The sequence below is a fragment of the Vibrio sp. VGrn 2 genome, assembly GCF_009361695.1.
GTDB lineage: Bacteria > Pseudomonadota > Gammaproteobacteria > Enterobacterales > Vibrionaceae > Vibrio > Vibrio diabolicus.
The window spans coordinates 738,620-754,815 of the sequence record NZ_RBWD01000001.1 but is presented as its reverse complement, the minus strand read 5'-3'; the positions used below and the strand labels follow the sequence as shown (position 1 = coordinate 754,815).

General features: G+C 44.3%; 11 protein-coding genes and 4 tRNA genes. 3 read left to right on the top strand and 12 right to left on the bottom strand.

Annotated features, from left to right (window positions below):
- Nucleotides 1-45: 45 nt before the first annotated feature.
- The 10 genes from nspC to uvrY form a co-directional block, all read right to left on the bottom strand.
- Nucleotides 46-1,179, bottom strand: coding sequence for a carboxynorspermidine decarboxylase (gene nspC / locus D8S93_RS03570; RefSeq protein WP_005394797.1), 1,134 nt, complete (start codon nt 1,177-1,179; stop codon nt 46-48).
- A gap of 103 nt (nt 1,180-1,282) precedes the next feature.
- Nucleotides 1,283-2,527 (bottom strand): carboxynorspermidine synthase, encoded by a 1,245-nt coding sequence (locus D8S93_RS03565; RefSeq protein WP_152811995.1) that lies wholly within the window; start codon nt 2,525-2,527, stop codon nt 1,283-1,285.
- Nucleotides 2,528-2,545: 18 nt separating this feature from the next.
- Nucleotides 2,546-5,422 (bottom strand): pyridoxal phosphate-dependent class III aminotransferase, encoded by a 2,877-nt coding sequence (locus D8S93_RS03560; protein ID WP_152811993.1) that lies wholly within the window; start codon nt 5,420-5,422, stop codon nt 2,546-2,548.
- A gap of 918 nt (nt 5,423-6,340) precedes the next feature.
- Nucleotides 6,341-6,416, bottom strand: a tRNA-Gly gene (locus D8S93_RS03555).
- Between the two features lie 13 nt (nt 6,417-6,429).
- A tRNA-Leu gene (locus tag D8S93_RS03550) sits at nt 6,430-6,516 on the bottom strand.
- A gap of 77 nt (nt 6,517-6,593) precedes the next feature.
- Nucleotides 6,594-6,669, bottom strand: a tRNA-Gly gene (locus D8S93_RS03545).
- Between the two features lie 37 nt (nt 6,670-6,706).
- A tRNA-Cys gene (locus D8S93_RS03540) sits at nt 6,707-6,780 on the bottom strand.
- 464 nt (nt 6,781-7,244) lie between these two features.
- Nucleotides 7,245-7,802: a CDP-diacylglycerol--glycerol-3-phosphate 3-phosphatidyltransferase gene (gene pgsA / locus D8S93_RS03535; RefSeq protein ID WP_005394805.1), complete on the bottom strand. Its 558-nt coding sequence runs from the start codon at nt 7,800-7,802 to the stop codon at nt 7,245-7,247.
- Between the two features lie 46 nt (nt 7,803-7,848).
- The gene (uvrC, locus tag D8S93_RS03530; protein ID WP_319802954.1) at nt 7,849-9,681 is read right to left on the bottom strand and encodes an excinuclease ABC subunit UvrC; all 1,833 of its coding nucleotides are present in this window, start codon (nt 9,679-9,681) and stop codon (nt 7,849-7,851) included.
- Nucleotide 9,682: 1 nt separating this feature from the next.
- Complete coding sequence (gene uvrY, locus D8S93_RS03525; RefSeq protein WP_005386783.1) at nt 9,683-10,327, bottom strand: UvrY/SirA/GacA family response regulator transcription factor; 645 nt, start codon at nt 10,325-10,327, stop codon at nt 9,683-9,685.
- Nucleotides 10,328-10,754: 427 nt separating this feature from the next.
- Between uvrY and D8S93_RS03520 the strand changes: the two genes are divergently transcribed.
- On the top strand, nt 10,755-13,118 hold the full coding sequence (locus tag D8S93_RS03520; RefSeq protein ID WP_152811991.1) for a DNA polymerase II: 2,364 nt from the start codon (nt 10,755-10,757) through the stop codon (nt 13,116-13,118).
- On the opposite strand, the gene D8S93_RS03515 is transcribed toward D8S93_RS03520, so the two are convergent.
- Nucleotides 13,115-13,882, bottom strand: a complete 768-nt coding sequence (locus D8S93_RS03515; protein ID WP_053808900.1) for a nucleotidyltransferase — start codon at nt 13,880-13,882, stop codon at nt 13,115-13,117. The two genes, D8S93_RS03520 and D8S93_RS03515, sit on opposite strands and share 4 nt — an antisense overlap.
- A 194-nt stretch (nt 13,883-14,076) precedes the next feature.
- On the opposite strand from D8S93_RS03515, the gene yeiP reads away from it, so the two are divergent.
- Both yeiP and D8S93_RS03505 read left to right on the top strand, forming a co-directional pair.
- Complete coding sequence (gene yeiP / locus D8S93_RS03510; RefSeq protein ID WP_005376801.1) at nt 14,077-14,643, top strand: elongation factor P-like protein YeiP; 567 nt, start codon at nt 14,077-14,079, stop codon at nt 14,641-14,643.
- A gap of 2 nt (nt 14,644-14,645) precedes the next feature.
- Nucleotides 14,646-14,966, top strand: a complete 321-nt coding sequence (locus tag D8S93_RS03505) for an HI1450 family dsDNA-mimic protein (protein WP_005376800.1) — start codon at nt 14,646-14,648, stop codon at nt 14,964-14,966.
- Nucleotides 14,967-15,152: 186 nt separating this feature from the next.
- On the opposite strand, the gene rluB is transcribed toward D8S93_RS03505, so the two are convergent.
- The gene (rluB, locus tag D8S93_RS03500; RefSeq protein ID WP_005376798.1) at nt 15,153-16,091 is read right to left on the bottom strand and encodes a 23S rRNA pseudouridine(2605) synthase RluB; all 939 of its coding nucleotides are present in this window, start codon (nt 16,089-16,091) and stop codon (nt 15,153-15,155) included.
- Nucleotides 16,092-16,196 lie beyond the last annotated feature (105 nt).

Genomic DNA, 16,196 nt, shown 5'->3' with positions numbered 1-16,196 from the left:
AGCAGCAATTCAGCTGCTCTTTGTCGTTCTAATACTCAATACGTTTTATTTCACCGACCACTGAGACAGTGAACGTTTGAAATCAGAGTAGTCAAATTCATTCAGTTTTTGAATGTCACCATTCGAGCGTTCACAGTAAACTGAAGGCATACGTAGACCGTTGAACCAGTTCAGTTTCACCATGGTGTAACCTGCACTATCTAGAATGTGCAGACGCTGTCCGATCTCGAGAGGCTGTTCGAAGTTCGCCACGCAAAACTGGTCACCAGCTAAACAAGAGCACGATCCAATCACGTATTCATGTTCACCGTTTTCAGATGCTTCAAGAATGGACGCTGGTTCGTTGTAGATAAGTGTATCCAAACGGTGAGCTTCTGTTGCTGAATCGACAATCGCCGTCTTCTTCACGTTCTCCACAATATCAACCACTGTTACAACAAGATCGGTTGTCTTAGTGATGATCGCTTCACCCGGCTCTAGATACATTTGTACGCCGTGTTTCTCTGAGAATGCTTTAAGCGCTAAACCCAACTTCTCGATGTCGTATCCCGGCCATGTGAAGAAAACGCCGCCACCCATGCTTACCCAGTCCAGCTTATCTAGGTACTCACCAAACTGCTCTGAAATAGCATCGAGTAAGCCGATAAACGCATCCACGTCTTTGTTCTCACAGTTCATGTGGAACATTACGCCATCAATACCATCAAAAATTTCCGGTTTGATGTGATCAGCCTGAACACCAAGACGAGAGAATTGACGAGCTGGGTTTGCTAAGTCTTGCCCTGCGTAGCTCACACCTGGGTTTAGTCGCAAGCCAATCGATGCTTTACCTTCGACAATATGACGATAAGCCGCTAGCTGTGACTGAGAGTTAAAGATCATCTTGTCACAGATGTCCGCCACGTCGCGAACGTCATCTTCGCTGTAACCCACACTGTATGCGTGTGTCTCACCACCGAACGTTTCGTAGCCAAGCTTCACTTCAAACGGGCCAGAGCTGGTTGTTCCGTCTAGGTAAGGCTTGATGATGTCGAATACACCCCATGTTGAGAAGCACTTCAGTGCTAATACAAGCTTCACACCAGAGATGTCTTTTAGCTGTTTTGCTTTCTCTAGGTTCTCAATCAGCTTGTCTTCATTGATCATGAAGTATGGCGTTTTTAGTTCGTTTTGTTGCATTTTGATACCTTACGTCCCTTCGCCTTAGCAAAGGCACTATAAAATCGAACAAAGCCGACGCAAGTGCATCGGCTTAAACGTACAAATAAGAGTCGCTAAATTCTTACTTCAATTTATGGATAACAGGTTGTCCTGGCTCCAGTTCTTGAACATGCCAATCTAGACCAATCGATGGCATGGTTTCTAGGAATGGGTCTGGATCTAGCTGCTCCATGTTGAACACGCCTTTGTCTGCCCACTTACCACGGAAAAACTGCAAAGCCGCGGTGATCGCAGGTACGCCAGTGGTGTATGAGATAGCTTGGTGTTCAACATCTTCGTATGCAACTTCGTGATCTGCGTTGTTGTAGATAAATACGCTGCGATCTTTACCGTCTTTCTTACCTTGTACCCAAGTACCGATACACGTTAAGCCTGTATAACCTGGTGCGAGAGATGTTGGGTCCGGCAGTAGCGCTTTCAATACGTGTAGAGGTTGGACTACCGTGCCGTCGTGCAGCGTCAGTGGGTCTGGGCTGAGTAGACCAATATCGCGCATTACGTTGAAATAGTTCAGGTAACGGTCACCGAACCCCATCCAAAACTCAATGCGTTTCGCCGGGATGAACTCTTGCATAGATCGAACTTCGTCGTGCGCCATTGAGTACACTTTATGTGAACCACAGTTCGGGAATTCAAACTCAAGCATACGTGAGTGACAAGGTACTTGTTTCCACTCGCCGTTTTCCCAGTAGAAGGAATCACCTTGAATCTCAAGCATGTTCGTTTCTGGGTCAAAGTTAGTTGCGAACTTCTTACCGTGGTCACCTGCGTTTACATCCATTACGTCGATAGTATCGATTTCATCGAACAGATGTTTCACCGCGTATGCAGCAAACACCGATACTACGCCCGGATCGAAACCGGCACCAAGAATACCTGTGATACCCGCCTCTTCAAACTTCTCACGGTAGCCCCACTGCCAATCGTAAGCTTGAGGTACTTGTTGGCCTTCAGAGCACAAGTCAACCGCAACAGATGTATCAAGGTATGACACTTTAGCTTGGTAACATGCTTCCATAATAGATATGTTCACCCAAGGAGGACCCGCATTGATCACTAAGTCAGGCTGCACTTCTTTAATTAAAGCAACTAAAGAATCTACGTCGTCCGCGTTTACCGCACGAGCTTCTAGTTTCTTAGTTGAATCTTTCAGATTGTTTTTCTTCTGAATCGATTCGATGATTTTCTCACACTTACCTACGGTACGTGATGCGATTGTGATATCACCCAGAACGTCGTTGTTTTGTGCTGCTTTATGTGCAACTACCCAGCCAACGCCGCCTGCACCAATCTGTAGAATTGCCATAGTTTTCCGTTACCTTTGTTAAACTAGCTCTGCCGCTAGCGTATTGATTTTTGAGAGCAAAGATTCAAAGTCCGCCGTCGTCAGACACGGGTTCAAAATCGTAAATTTCAATGCAGTTTTATCGTCGACAATGGTTTCACCCAATACCGCGATACCACGTGTTAACGCTTCTAAGCGCAACGTTTTATTCAGTTCATCAAGATCCGCTGATTCATGTGTCGCGCGGAACAGAACCGTAGATAGCGATGGTTCAGCCAACAACTCAAAGTGTTTGTTATCTCGAATCATATCCGCAACTTCAAGCGTCTGATCAAGCAAATGATCGTACATATCGCCTAGGGCTTTTGGCCCCACGCTTTGCATCGTCATAAACACTTTTAGCGCATCAAAACGCTTAGTTGTAGCAATAGACTTATCCACTAAGTTCGGCAGTTCGTCGTGTTCGCGGTTCAAATAGTCTGCGTGATGAAGCAGGAATTTAAAGTTAGACTTGTCATTCACCAACAGCGCGCCACAACTGATGGTTTGGTAAAACAACTTGTGGAAGTCTACGCTGATGGAGTGTGCACGCTCACAACCTTTCAGACGGGCTTTTTGGCTACTTAGAATCAGAGCTCCACCGTATGCACCGTCGACGTGCATCCACATGTCATGTTTCGCTGCCATATCGGCGATAAAGTCTAGGTCATCAATAGCACCGTGATCCGTTGTGCCCGCTGTGCTGACAATTGCAAATGGGATCAAACCTTCTGCTTTTGCCTGATTTAGAACTTCGTCTAACTTAGTGACATCCATCGTTCCATCGGCATTAGCATCGACGGTCATAACCGCTTTTTCACCCAATCCCATCCAAGACGCTGATTTTTGAACCGTGAAGTGGGATTTTTTCGAACATACAATACGCAGCTTGTCTGCGTATTCAGGAAGTCCAAGCTTTTGAATTGAGTGTGCACTGAGTTTGTCAGCAATCCAATCACGCGCAAGCATCAAACCCATTTGATTACTTTGCGTGCCGCCGCTCGTGAAGATACCGTCCGCTTTTTCACCTAACTCGTATTTATCGCATAGCCAGTTCACAACTTTCTGTTCAACATAAGTCGCTGATGAAGCTTGATCCCATGAGTCCATTGATTGGTTCAAAGCCGCAATCATTGCCTCTGCGGCAATAGCAGGCATCAACGGTGGAGTATGAAGGTGAGCGATACAATCTGGATGTTGAGTAAAAATCGCGTTTTTTGCGACCAACTCGGCAGCATCATCAATAACCGTTTTGAGAGGCGCATTTTTATTGTCAAGATCAACAGCATGGATCGCTGCTTCCAATGCTTTTGGATCCATACCTGAGTATGGTGCAGCAACCTGTTCAAACACTGATTTCATTGCTGTCGTAGTGTGATTCATCACCGAAGCAAACTCATTGCTGCCCAACTCTCCAGTGTGGATGAAATGCTTCTTCCATTCATCTTGTGGCTGAGTTTCGATGTGACTACCGCCGGCTGCTAAAATCGCGTCTTCAAATACACGTAAAGCAAAGTCGATTTGCTCAAACGAGATGATAAGAGGAGGAAGGAAGCGAATTACTGCACCTTCACGTCCGCCTTTCTCAACGATCAAGCCACGCTCAAGTGCTGCGCGTTGAATGGAAAGAGTGAGTTCACTATCCGCTTGAGGTTCGCCAAATTTATTGAGCTCGCCGTTTGGATTTTTAATCTCCACACCAAGCATCAAACCTTTGCCACGTACTTCTGCGATACAGTTCACGCGCTTTTGAATGCTTTCAAGACCATAGCGCAAATACTGGCCCGCAATATTGGCATGCTCAACCAGATTGTCACGCTGGATGATTTCTAATGCTTTCGCACCAGAGACCATGGCTAACTGATTGCCACGAAACGTACCTGTGTGTTCGCCCGGCTTCCAAGTATCATGCTGCTTGTTGATAACCAATAGCGACATTGGTAAGCCACCGCCAATAGCTTTTGATAAACACAGGATATCTGGAACAATGCCCGACTCTTCAAATGCGAAATTGTAGCCAGTTTTACCAACACCACACTGGATCTCATCGAAGATTAGTAAGATACCGTGTTCATCACAAATACGACGTAACTCTCGCAGCCAGAATGCTGGCGCAGGAACAACACCACCCTCACCTTGCACTGGCTCAACGACGATCGCAGCAGGCTTCATAATGCCCGATTCATCATCGTTTAAAAGACGATCGATATAGCGAATGCTTGCTTTCGCACCTTCATCACCGCCAAGCCCAAATGGACAACGCAGATTGTATGGGAAAGGCATAAAGTGCACGTCTGACATTAAACCAGTTCGACGCGCTTTCGTACCTAAGTTGCCCATCATGCCCATTGTGCCGTTAGTCATACCATGATATGCGCCACGAAAAGCAAACATGGTGTTGCGACCAGTAGTCTGCTTTGCGAGTTTGATCGCGGCTTCAACTGCATCGGCTCCAGACGGACCACAAAATTGGATAACGCTGTTCTCACTTAACTCTTGAGGAAGAAAAGATTTAACAGATTGAATAAACGTCGTTTTTGCTGATGTTGCAATATCTAGCGTCTGATATGGCAGACCCGAATCTAATTGCTCTTTCAGAGCTTGGTTGATTTCAGGATGGTTATACCCCAAAGCTAGAGTGCCCGCCCCCGCAAGGCAGTCTAAAAAGATCTGTCCACGTGTATCTTCAACCAAGCAACCAAAAGCTTGTTTGATTGCGATTGGCAAGCGACGTGGATAAGAACGTACTTCAGATTCATGCTCAGCCTGATCAATCAATACTTGATCTGGCGTTAAGTCATACGTTCCCTCAACGATAGGAACCTGAGACGAAAAAATGTTTGCGATATTGCTATCGACTTCAAAGGCAGTGCTCATACTACATAATCCCTTGAATTATAATAATTCTATATCCTGTATTAATAATCATTGGAATGAAGTTACAGGAGGTGTGTATACCCCTCCGCATTTGTCAGTGCAAAATGACAAATACAGATCATCTGCCACGATATTCGTGACTTTATATGTAAAAGGGATTAATCAAGGTTCCGTAATGCACCCGTTTTGTAAAACAGGACATTTCGGCAGTATGAAGCTGATTAGTGTGTGTTTATTCAAAGGTTTCAATGTTGGGTTTCCCATTAATATGCCGCTTTTACAGCATTAGTATCCCGTCTATCGACAAAAGGCTTTGCCGATACCTACCCTACGCAGTGTCACAATCAGCTTGAATGGTCACTACGCGTATCCCCCAGAGATCAAACGTTGTTAATTACGCTCCGAGATTGCGCGCGAATTTATCACAAAATAAAATCTTCTGGCAACGATTTTTCATATTAGTAACAGTGACGCAAATCACAACAAAGTTCCCCCTAGTGATATTTGTACATTCATACTCATCTACAACGCTTTTCTTCTTTTCTCAAATACCTGTTATTTAAACAAATATCCTTACAATATCAGCGCCATGAACCAAAAACCAAAACGGTTTATGAACATACCACTCTCTAATCGTAGAACATTATTTTCAGTATCCAAGGTATTTAACAGAGCTAGTATTTACGTTACTGCTCAGCCTAAAGCGATGAGTCTTTATTCACAGAACTTTGATTGACTAAACTTAAACTAGCTGGATGGGTATGGCCATGAAGTGACGTTGCTATGACTAAAATTAACAAGAAGTTAAGTTAGTAAGCTGAAGGAGCTCAGTGCTTAACGAAATCCATCACAGAGAAGAAATTTAAGATTTGAAGAAATACAAAAAAGGCCCAACATTTTCATGCTGGGCCTTAAATCTGGAGCGACACACGAGGTTCGAACTCGTGACCTCAACCTTGGCAAGGTTGCGCTCTACCAACTGAGCTAGTGTCGCGTTTAATATGAGATGGTGCCCCGGGCCGGACTTGAACCGGCACAACGCGAACGTCGAGGGATTTTAAATCCCTTGTGTCTACCAATTCCACCACCAGGGCACACAAATATTCTTTGTGATGCCTTTACAGAAAAGTAAAACACCATCTGATACCGCTAACGCCATATCAATAAAATTTGGAGCGACACACGAGGTTCGAACTCGTGACCTCAACCTTGGCAAGGTTGCGCTCTACCAACTGAGCTAGTGTCGCATTTATTCTCGAAAGCCATTCACTCTCAAAAGAATAATGGAGGCGCCTCCCGGAGTCGAACCGAGGTCCACGGATTTGCAATCCGCTGCATAGCCACTCTGCCAAGGCGCCTCATCTGTGAATAAAGCTAAGCTTTTTTCACCACCCTACTGAGCTGTGCTCTCTTGGGTACGGGATGCATTCTACGGATTCGAGCGATCGAGTCAATACTATTTTTATTTTTTTAAATCGTTTGACTAGAATTTGTGCGAAAGACGGTAGATTGCTTAGTTTTAATACTAAAAATCGCTTAAATACACTTGTTTATCATAAAACTTTGGCTACGCCTTACACTGATGGCCGTGCGTTACGTGTATTGAAGCGTTAATAATCAGGAGGCTCGCTTCTCTGAGACTCTCCAAGGGCGAAAACAAGACTTAGATCACATATGGAACTCTATCGAAGCAAAAGCCCCAGATACAAATTTCAAGCATGACCGTTAGCAAGCATTGAAAAACGTGAGAAGCAAAGAAATGCTGTAGATTATCTTAGATACAAAAAAGCAGGCTATTAAGCCTGCTTTCTAATATCAGAATTTAATGATGCTCTTCATTCAACAGATCGTCTTTCGCAGCTGCTAAATATTGAATCATTGACCAGTACGTCAAGAAAGTTGCCACGTACAAGGCCGCAAAGCCTAGCCAAACCATCCATTCATCGTAACGCCATATCAACACCCATAAGGCGAACATTTGCGAAACAGTTTTTACTTTGCCAACCCAAGATACCGCAACACTCGCTCGCTTACCGATTTCAGCCATCCACTCTCGCAATGCTGAGATAATGATTTCTCGCGCGATCATCGTTACCGCAGGAATGGTCACCCAAATTGAATGATAATGTTCCGTGATTAAAATCAATGCCGTTGCCACTAGCACTTTATCAGCAACAGGATCAATAAACGCACCAAAACGAGAAGTTTGGCCAAGTTTACGGGCCAACATACCATCAAGCCAGTCAGTAAAACCCGCTACCCAAAACACCATTGCTGCTGCAAAAGGTGCCCATGAATAAGGCAGATAAAAGACAACCACAAAAACAGGGATTAGGAACAGTCTAAGAAGAGACAGAATGTTCGGGATATTCAAACGCATTTTATTATTCTCTTACACATTGCGGCTTAATGTTGCGCGATTTTCCTTATTGTTTCAATGCTTGGAAAATAATTTCTGCTAAAGAGTGACTTATTCCCGGTACTTTGGCGATTTCTTCGACACTTGCACGTTTAAGTTCTTGTAACCCACCCATGTACTTGAGTAACGCCTGACGTCGTTTAGGGCCGATTCCCTCAATCCCTTCAAGTGCACTAGTACGTCTGGTTTTACCTCGCTTAGCACGATGCCCCGCTATAGCATGGTTATGGCTTTCATCACGAATATGTTGAATAAGGTGCAGCGCTGGAGCATCGCTTGGTAAATGAAACTCGTCCCCATCGACTGTAATCAGCGTTTCTAAGCCTGGTTTGCGAGTGACCCCTTTAGCAATACCAATCATGATGGGACGCTTTGGCCAATCACCCCAATATTGCGAAATGATGTCATGCGCACGATTTAACTGGCCTTTACCACCATCGATAAAGATGATGTCGGGAATTTTCTCTACGTCCAATTGCTTCGAATAACGGCGCTCCAACGCTTGTCCCATTGCAGCGTAATCGTCACCACCGGTAATCCCAGTGATGTTATAGCGACGATACTCCTGCTTAACGGGGCCTTCGTTGTTGAACACCACACACGATGCAATCGTACTTTCCCCCATGGTATGGGAGATATCAAAACACTCCATTCGAGCAATACACTCCAACTTCAATGTTTCGCGAAGCGCATGAAAACGCTGATTAATCGTCATCTTGTGATTGATTTTGGTGGTAATCGCCGTTAGTGCATTCGTGTTCGAAAGCTTGAGATACCTTGCTCGAGAGCCAGTTGGCGAGGTATGGAAATGAACCTTACGACCTGCCACTTCACTTAACGCTTTCTGTATTGGCGCAATATCTTCTGCCAACTCTTGATTCAAAATAATACGAGAAGGAATCGTGCGCGCTTCGTTATGGCTCAAATAGTATTGAGTCAGAAAACTATCGAACACTTCCTGCTGGCTTGTATTATGTGGGATTTTCGGAAAATGGCTACGGCTACCAAGCACTTTACCTTGGCGTATCATCAGGATATGAATACACGCAATACCATTCTCCTGAGCAAACCCTAGTACATCCATATCATCCATGCTGTCTTCTGAGACGTACTGCTGCTCTTGAACACGTCTAATCGCTTGGATTTGATCGCGAAATTTAGCGGCATCTTCAAAGCGCAATTGCTGACTGGCAACTTCCATTTTCTCGATCAGTTGTTTGAGTACTTGCTGGTCTTTGCCTTGCAAAAACATACGCACAAAGCTAACCAACTCTGCGTATTCTTCATCAGAAATGATGGTATCAACGCATGGCCCTGCACAACGGCCAATTTGGTACATCAAACATGGACGCGTTCGGTTGGAATAGACAGTGTCTTCACACTGGCGCACAGGAAATATCTTTTGCAGCAAATGCAATGTTTCTCTTACTGCACCAGAATCTGGGTAGGGGCCAAAATATTCACCTTTGCGCTTCTTGGCGCCACGGTGGATAGAAAGCCGTGGGTGCTTATGACCGCTAATAAAGATATAAGGGTAAGACTTATCATCTCGCAGCAAAACATTGTATTTCGGTAAATACTGCTTGATGTAGTTATGCTCTAAGATGAGCGCTTCTGTCTCAGTGTGAGTCACTGTGACGTCAATTTTGGCGATATTACTGACAAGCGCGCGAGTTTTCTCACTGTCTACTTTTTTTCGAAAGTAGCTTGAAAGGCGCTTTTTTAGGTCTTTGGCTTTACCTACATAGATTACAACAGCTTCGGCGTTGTACATTCTGTAAACGCCGGGCTGATGAGTTACTGTCTTGAGAAAGGAAGCCGAATCGAAGGGAGGATTCACACTAAAGGGTCTCGGTGTCCAGCATTCCGTGGCGAATCGCTAAGTGAGTTAACTCAACGTCACCATTAATGTCCAATTTACTAAAGAGTCGGTAGCGATAGCTGTTGACTGTCTTTGGACTTAAATTAAGTTGCTCAGAAATATCCGTTACCTTTTGGCCTTTGGTGATCATAAGCATGATCTGCAATTCACGTTCGGATAAGTCTTTAAAAGGGTTCTCAGAGGCTGGAGAAAATTGACTCAATGCCATCTGCTGCGCAATCTCTGGTGAGATGTAACGCTGCCCACTATTAACTACACGAATCGCATTCACCATTTCATCAGGGCCAGCACCTTTGGTTAAATAACCAGACGCACCTGCCTGCATCACCTTGGTTGGAAACGGGTTTTCTGTATGAACGGTAAGTACGATGATTTTCACATCAGGATTCACGCGAAGAATTTTTTTAGTGGCTTCCAAGCCACCAATTCCTGGCATGTTCATGTCCATTAAAACGACGTCAGCATGATTACTGCGACACCATTTTACTGCATCTTCACCGCTGTCAGCTTCTCCTGCTACGTTCATTCCACGGACGTCTTCAATAATACGTCGTATCCCTGTGCGAACCAGCTCGTGATCATCTACAAGGAAAACATTTATCAAACTTGTATCTCCACACTTTGTATTGGTTCTGCACCCACATAACCATTATTTGTTAAATGTGGATATCAGTATGACTGCCTATATACTAACGTAATCGACAAAAAATTGCTTTCTATGAATATGTGCTGAAACGCAAACTTTAGCAAGAACTTATTCATAAACCACTCTATTATTTTAGAGCGTGATGAGCAGAACCGAAATCTAAGAAAAGACAATTAACAACATTAAGTACAATAAATCAAGTAACTAGGTTTCATATTGCCCAGAGAAACACGCTATAACTTAAAATGACACTGCCACTCTTGCACCAAAGGCTAACTTGTAATCACTAATTCCAGCAAAAATTTGAACCGTTTTCTTTACTGGTTATTTTTACAGTTCTTAATGTTAAACTAGCGTTCTTCAAGTTTTCTAAGGTTTCTCACATTTGAATATCCAACAAGGCTTTCTGCTTACTCGACAGGCACGAGACATCAAAGGTCAAACTCAAATCGAGCTGTGGCTTTCGACAGAAGCAGGTCCTACTCAGTTACTTATTAATGGTGAGAAGCCAGTATTTTTCATCGCTCAGAAACACTCAGAGCAAGCAAAAACACTCGCGCGAGAAAAAAACATACCCGTCGACATCCGCCTTTTGGATCTCAAAACGTTTGAACATACGCCTCTTGCTGCCTGCTATACCAATGTAACCAGAGACGCTCTCACACTTAAAGACACGTTCGCTCAAAATGATATCACCACTTACGAAAGTGATATTCGCCTCGCCGATCGCTACCTCATGGAGCGTTTTATTAAAGGCAGTATTGAGTTTACAGGCAATGTGACTCGTACCAATGGCTACCAACGCGTCCAGAACGCAAAATGCCGTGCGGGGCAATATGAGCCGAAGTTAAACGTTGTCTCGTTAGATCTAGAATGCTCTGAGAAAGGCATTCTTTACTCCATCGGGTTAGACAGCGTCATGGATTCCCGCGTTATCATGATCGGAGAACCAGAACCTTCGGATACACCGATACAATGGGTCCAGGATGAAAAGGCGCTTCTAGAAGCACTCATCGATTGGTTTAAAAAATTCGACCCCGATGTCATTGTCGGTTGGAATGTCATTGATTTTGACTTTCGTCTGTTACACAAACGAGCAGAATGGCACAACATGAAGCTAATGCTTGGTAGAGCAGACCAAGCCAGCTTTTTTAGAAGTTCATCTCAAAGCCAACAAGGGTTTATCTCCATTCCAGGGCGAGTTGTAATGGACGGTATCGATACGTTAAAAACGGCGACTTATCACTTTCGGTCTTGGTCATTAGAGTCTGTATCTCAAGAACTCTTGGGGGAAGGTAAAGAAATCCACAACGTTCATGACCGTATGGATGAAATCAATCGTATGTACCGCTCCGACAAACCATCGCTGGCTAAATATAACTTACAAGACTGCGTGTTGGTGAACAAGATTTTCAATCACACTCACCTGCTCGACTTTGCAATAGAGCGTTCTCGGCTCACTGGCGTAGAACTGGATCGTGTCGGCGGCTCGGTAGCGGCATTCACAAACCTATACATGCCTCAGATACACCGAGCAGGCTACGTTGCCCCGAACCTACACCCTGAAAATTGGATTGCGAGCCCCGGCGGTTACGTGATGGACTCCATCCCTAACCTATATGATTCTGTTTTAGTATTGGATTTTAAGAGTCTATACCCATCGATTATTCGCTCTTTCTTGATTGATCCTATGGGTTTGGTTGAGGGGTTATTACTCGATATTGGTAAAGAAGATGATCAGGCAGTACCTGGCTTTCGCGGTGGTCAGTTCCATCGTACGAAACACTTTTTGCCAGAAATGATTGAAAAGCTTTGGGCGGCACGTGATGTCGCGAAAAAGAACAATGAAAAAGCTTTTTCTCAGGCAATCAAAATCATCATGAACTCCTTTTATGGCGTACTGGGCTCATCGGGATGTCGTTTCTTTGATACTCGATTAGCTTCTAGTATTACCATGCGCGGACATGAGATCATGAAGCAAACTAAAGTGCTGATTGAGGAACAAGGCTATCAAGTGATTTACGGCGATACGGATTCCACATTTGTGTCGTTGAATCGACCATACAGTCAAGTAGAAGCCGACGCTATTGGAAATCAATTAGTTGATTACATCAACTCTTGGTGGCAAGAACATCTGCGCTCTGAGTACAACCTAACATCTATGTTGGAAATTGAATATGAAACCCACTATCGCAGATTCCTTATGCCAACGATTCGTGGCGCAGAAACTGGCTCGAAAAAGCGCTATGCGGGTTTAATCGGTGAAGGAGAGCAAGAGCGGATTGTATTTAAAGGGTTAGAAAGCGCCCGTACTGACTGGACCTCATTAGCACAGAAATTTCAAAATACACTCTATAGCATGATTTTCCATGGTGAAGACCCAAGCGACTATGTCCGAGAGATGGTTGAGAAAACTAACAACGGTGAATTTGATGAACAGTTAGTGTATCAAAAGCGACTGCGCAGAAAACTGCATGAGTATCAGAAGAACGTCCCGCCACAAGTGCGTGCAGCTCGTTTAGCGGATGAGATAAATGCCAAGCTTGGACGCCCATTACAGTATCAAAACAAAGGACGAATTGAATACATTATAACCGTGAACGGTCCTGAACCTTATGAGTACCTCAATAGCCCGATTGATTATCAACATTACATTGATAAACAACTCAAACCCGTTGCAGATGCGATTCTCCCTTTCATTGGGACGGATTTTGACAGGCTTTCAGCACCACAAATGGGGTTGTTTTAACCGATACGAAACTCTGTTTTCTGGTACTGTTTGACTAACCAATCACCAAACGCATCAATTAGCCCGATAACAGAACGCTTGGGAATACCCCGGCCAGAAAGTAAAATTTCTAGCCGCTCGATCTCAAGCTGCTTTTCAGGATGATAAGTTAAGAATACCTTGCCACATTGTATAGGGTCATCAAACCAACGTTTATCTCGATACATCACCAAAGAGTATGACGCTCTTAGTAACTTTTTAGCAATCACGCGCTGGGCGGCCACCTGCTCTTCTATCGTCTTCGCTTGTACGATTTTTTTGCGATACACCGTAATCCAATCTTCCACATCCATATTCCAGTGCTTAGCAATTTCCCAACTTGGAACGTAATCACCAAAACAGTCTGCCAGATCATCACCATAGACGCAGACACAGCAATGCTTAAGCATAAAGCCCCAAGTGAAAATACTATCTAAATTAGCTACTTCGCTCACTAAGGCTGTACGGACCGATACACCATTAACTTGAGGGTAACTCTGCTGCGCACGCCACTTAATTGTGTTGAGCAAAGTCGCGCGATTGTGCTCAAAAGACGATTTAGTAACGACAACCAGGTCTAAGTTCGACCTCCCAGCGACCGCTGTTTTGCGAGCGACGCTACCATACACATAAACGCTGTGTAAGTTTTGCCCCAGTCCACCTTTGAGACAAGCGGTGACTTCTCTAATTAAAGGCGCAAACTCTGGTTGAAATGGTTGTTTAGGATCGATAACAGGCAGAGACATGACTTAAAACGTGATCTCAGATGGTTCAAGAAGTTGAGCTATATGTTCTCTTAGCCGACTCACTGAATCAAGTCCATTCAGGTGTTTAGTCATGGGAGTAACAACAAATTTCTGCAATGAATTTTAATGCTAGGCGGCTAACTTAGCGCTATAATCACCGAGTTTTGCTTAATAAGTATGAATAGGAATATACAATGCCAAAGGCAAGTGAAATCAAAAAAGGCTTCGCAATCGAGTCTAATGGTAAAACTCTTCTAGTTAAAGACATCGAAGTAACGACTCCTGGCGGTCGTGGCGGCGCTAAAATCTACAAAATGCGTTGTACAGATCTAAACACGGGCGCACGTGTAGATGAGCGTTACAAGTCTGATGACGTTGTTGAAACGGTAGAAATGAACAAACGTGCAGTTGTGTACTCATACGCTGACGGCGATGAGCACATCTTCATGGATAACGAAGACTACTCACAATACACATTCAAGCACAATGAAGTTGAAGACGACATGCTGTTCATCAACGAAGATACACAAGGTATCCACATTATCCTTGTTAACGGTGCTGCTGTGGGTATTGAACTACCATCTTCTGTTGAGCTAGTGATTGAAGAAACTGACCCGTCAATCAAAGGTGCTTCTGCATCTGCTCGTACTAAACCAGCACGCTTCGCTTCAGGTCTTGTCATCCAGGTTCCTGAGTACATTGCAACTGGTGACCGTGTTATCATTAACACAGCTGAACGTAAATACATGAGCCGAGCATAAGCATGTCTGATTTGATTTCTTACGACGACGTCATCGACGCAGCGTACGACATTTTCCTTGAAATGGCTCCAGATAATCTAGAGCCTGCTGACGTGATTCTGTTTACTGCGCAATTTGAAGATCGTGGTGCCGCAGAACTTGTTGAAACTGGTGATGACTGGGTTGAACATGTTGGCTTCGAGATCGACAAAGAAGTATATGCAGAGGTTCGTATCGGCCTAGTAAATGAGGAAAATGACGTTCTTGATGACGTATTTGCTCGTATGCTAATCAGCCGAGACCCTGAACATAAGTTCTGCCATATGCTTTGGAAACGCGATTAACGTTTCTTCATCATGATAAAAAATACCAGCCTAGCGCTGGTATTTTTTTATCTGCTGTTTTTGTTTAGCTGCGATATTTGTTTATCCAAACACCCTTCTCTATATCGGCTTTAGATCCTTTCGCTATGTAACAGATAAGAAAAAGGCTTGCCAAGTTGGCAAGCCTTTCTGATGTTTTGCTATCGATTAACGATGCTTGTTACGTGCACCTTGATCACCAGCGGTCTTCTTCGGCTTACGACGAGAAGGGTTGTTGCTGCGACCTTTTGGCGTGTTAACACGCTCTTCATGGCGCTTAACTGCGCGACGAATTTTTTGGCTGCGTGCACGCTCACGTTTGCGTGACGTGTTGTCTTTGTTCAGATCAAGCATGGTTTCTTTCTCTGGACGAAGCTCTACAAGCTCACGCAAGTAGTTTACTTCTTTCAGGTCAAGCTCCATCCAACCGCCACGAGGCAGTTTCTTGTCTAAGAAAATGTCGCCGTAACGAACACGTTTCAGACGACTAACGGTACACTCTTGCGATTCCCATAGTCGACGAACTTCGCGGTTACGACCTTCGTTGATAACAACGTAAAACGTGTGGTTCATGCCTTCACCACCCGCGTAAACAACATCTTCAAAGCGAGCTAAACCGTCTTCCAGTTCAACACCTTTTACTAGATTACGAACTTTCTGTTCAGTTACTTCACCGAACACACGTACTAGGTATTCACGTTCAACTTGGCGGCTTGGGTGCATTAAGCGGTTCGCCAGTTCACCATCCGTTGTGAAAAGCAGAAGACCAGAAGTGTTCGCATCCAGACGACCAACTGAAATCCAACGAGAGCCACGAATTTTTGGCAGACGATCAAAAACAGTACGACGACCTTCTGGATCGTGACGAGTACACAGTTCACCCTCGGGTTTGTAGTACGCAAGTACACGACAAATCACTTCTTCTTGAATCTTTGCAGAGACAATGTGACCATCGATACGAACTACGCTGCTCTCGTCTTCAAGTCTTTCACCAAGCTTAGCGACTACACCGTTCACGCTAACGCGACCAGATTTAATTAACGATTCAATCTCACGACGAGAACCGTGACCAGCACGTGCTAATACTTTTTGTAACTTTTCGCTCATTTATCTACCTATGTGTCGTCTTCACAGACGTCTAGACCAGGATTGGTCTGTATTTTGCTAATTACCCATTTCAGTGGGATTTTTCGGTCCGACATTATACGTAAC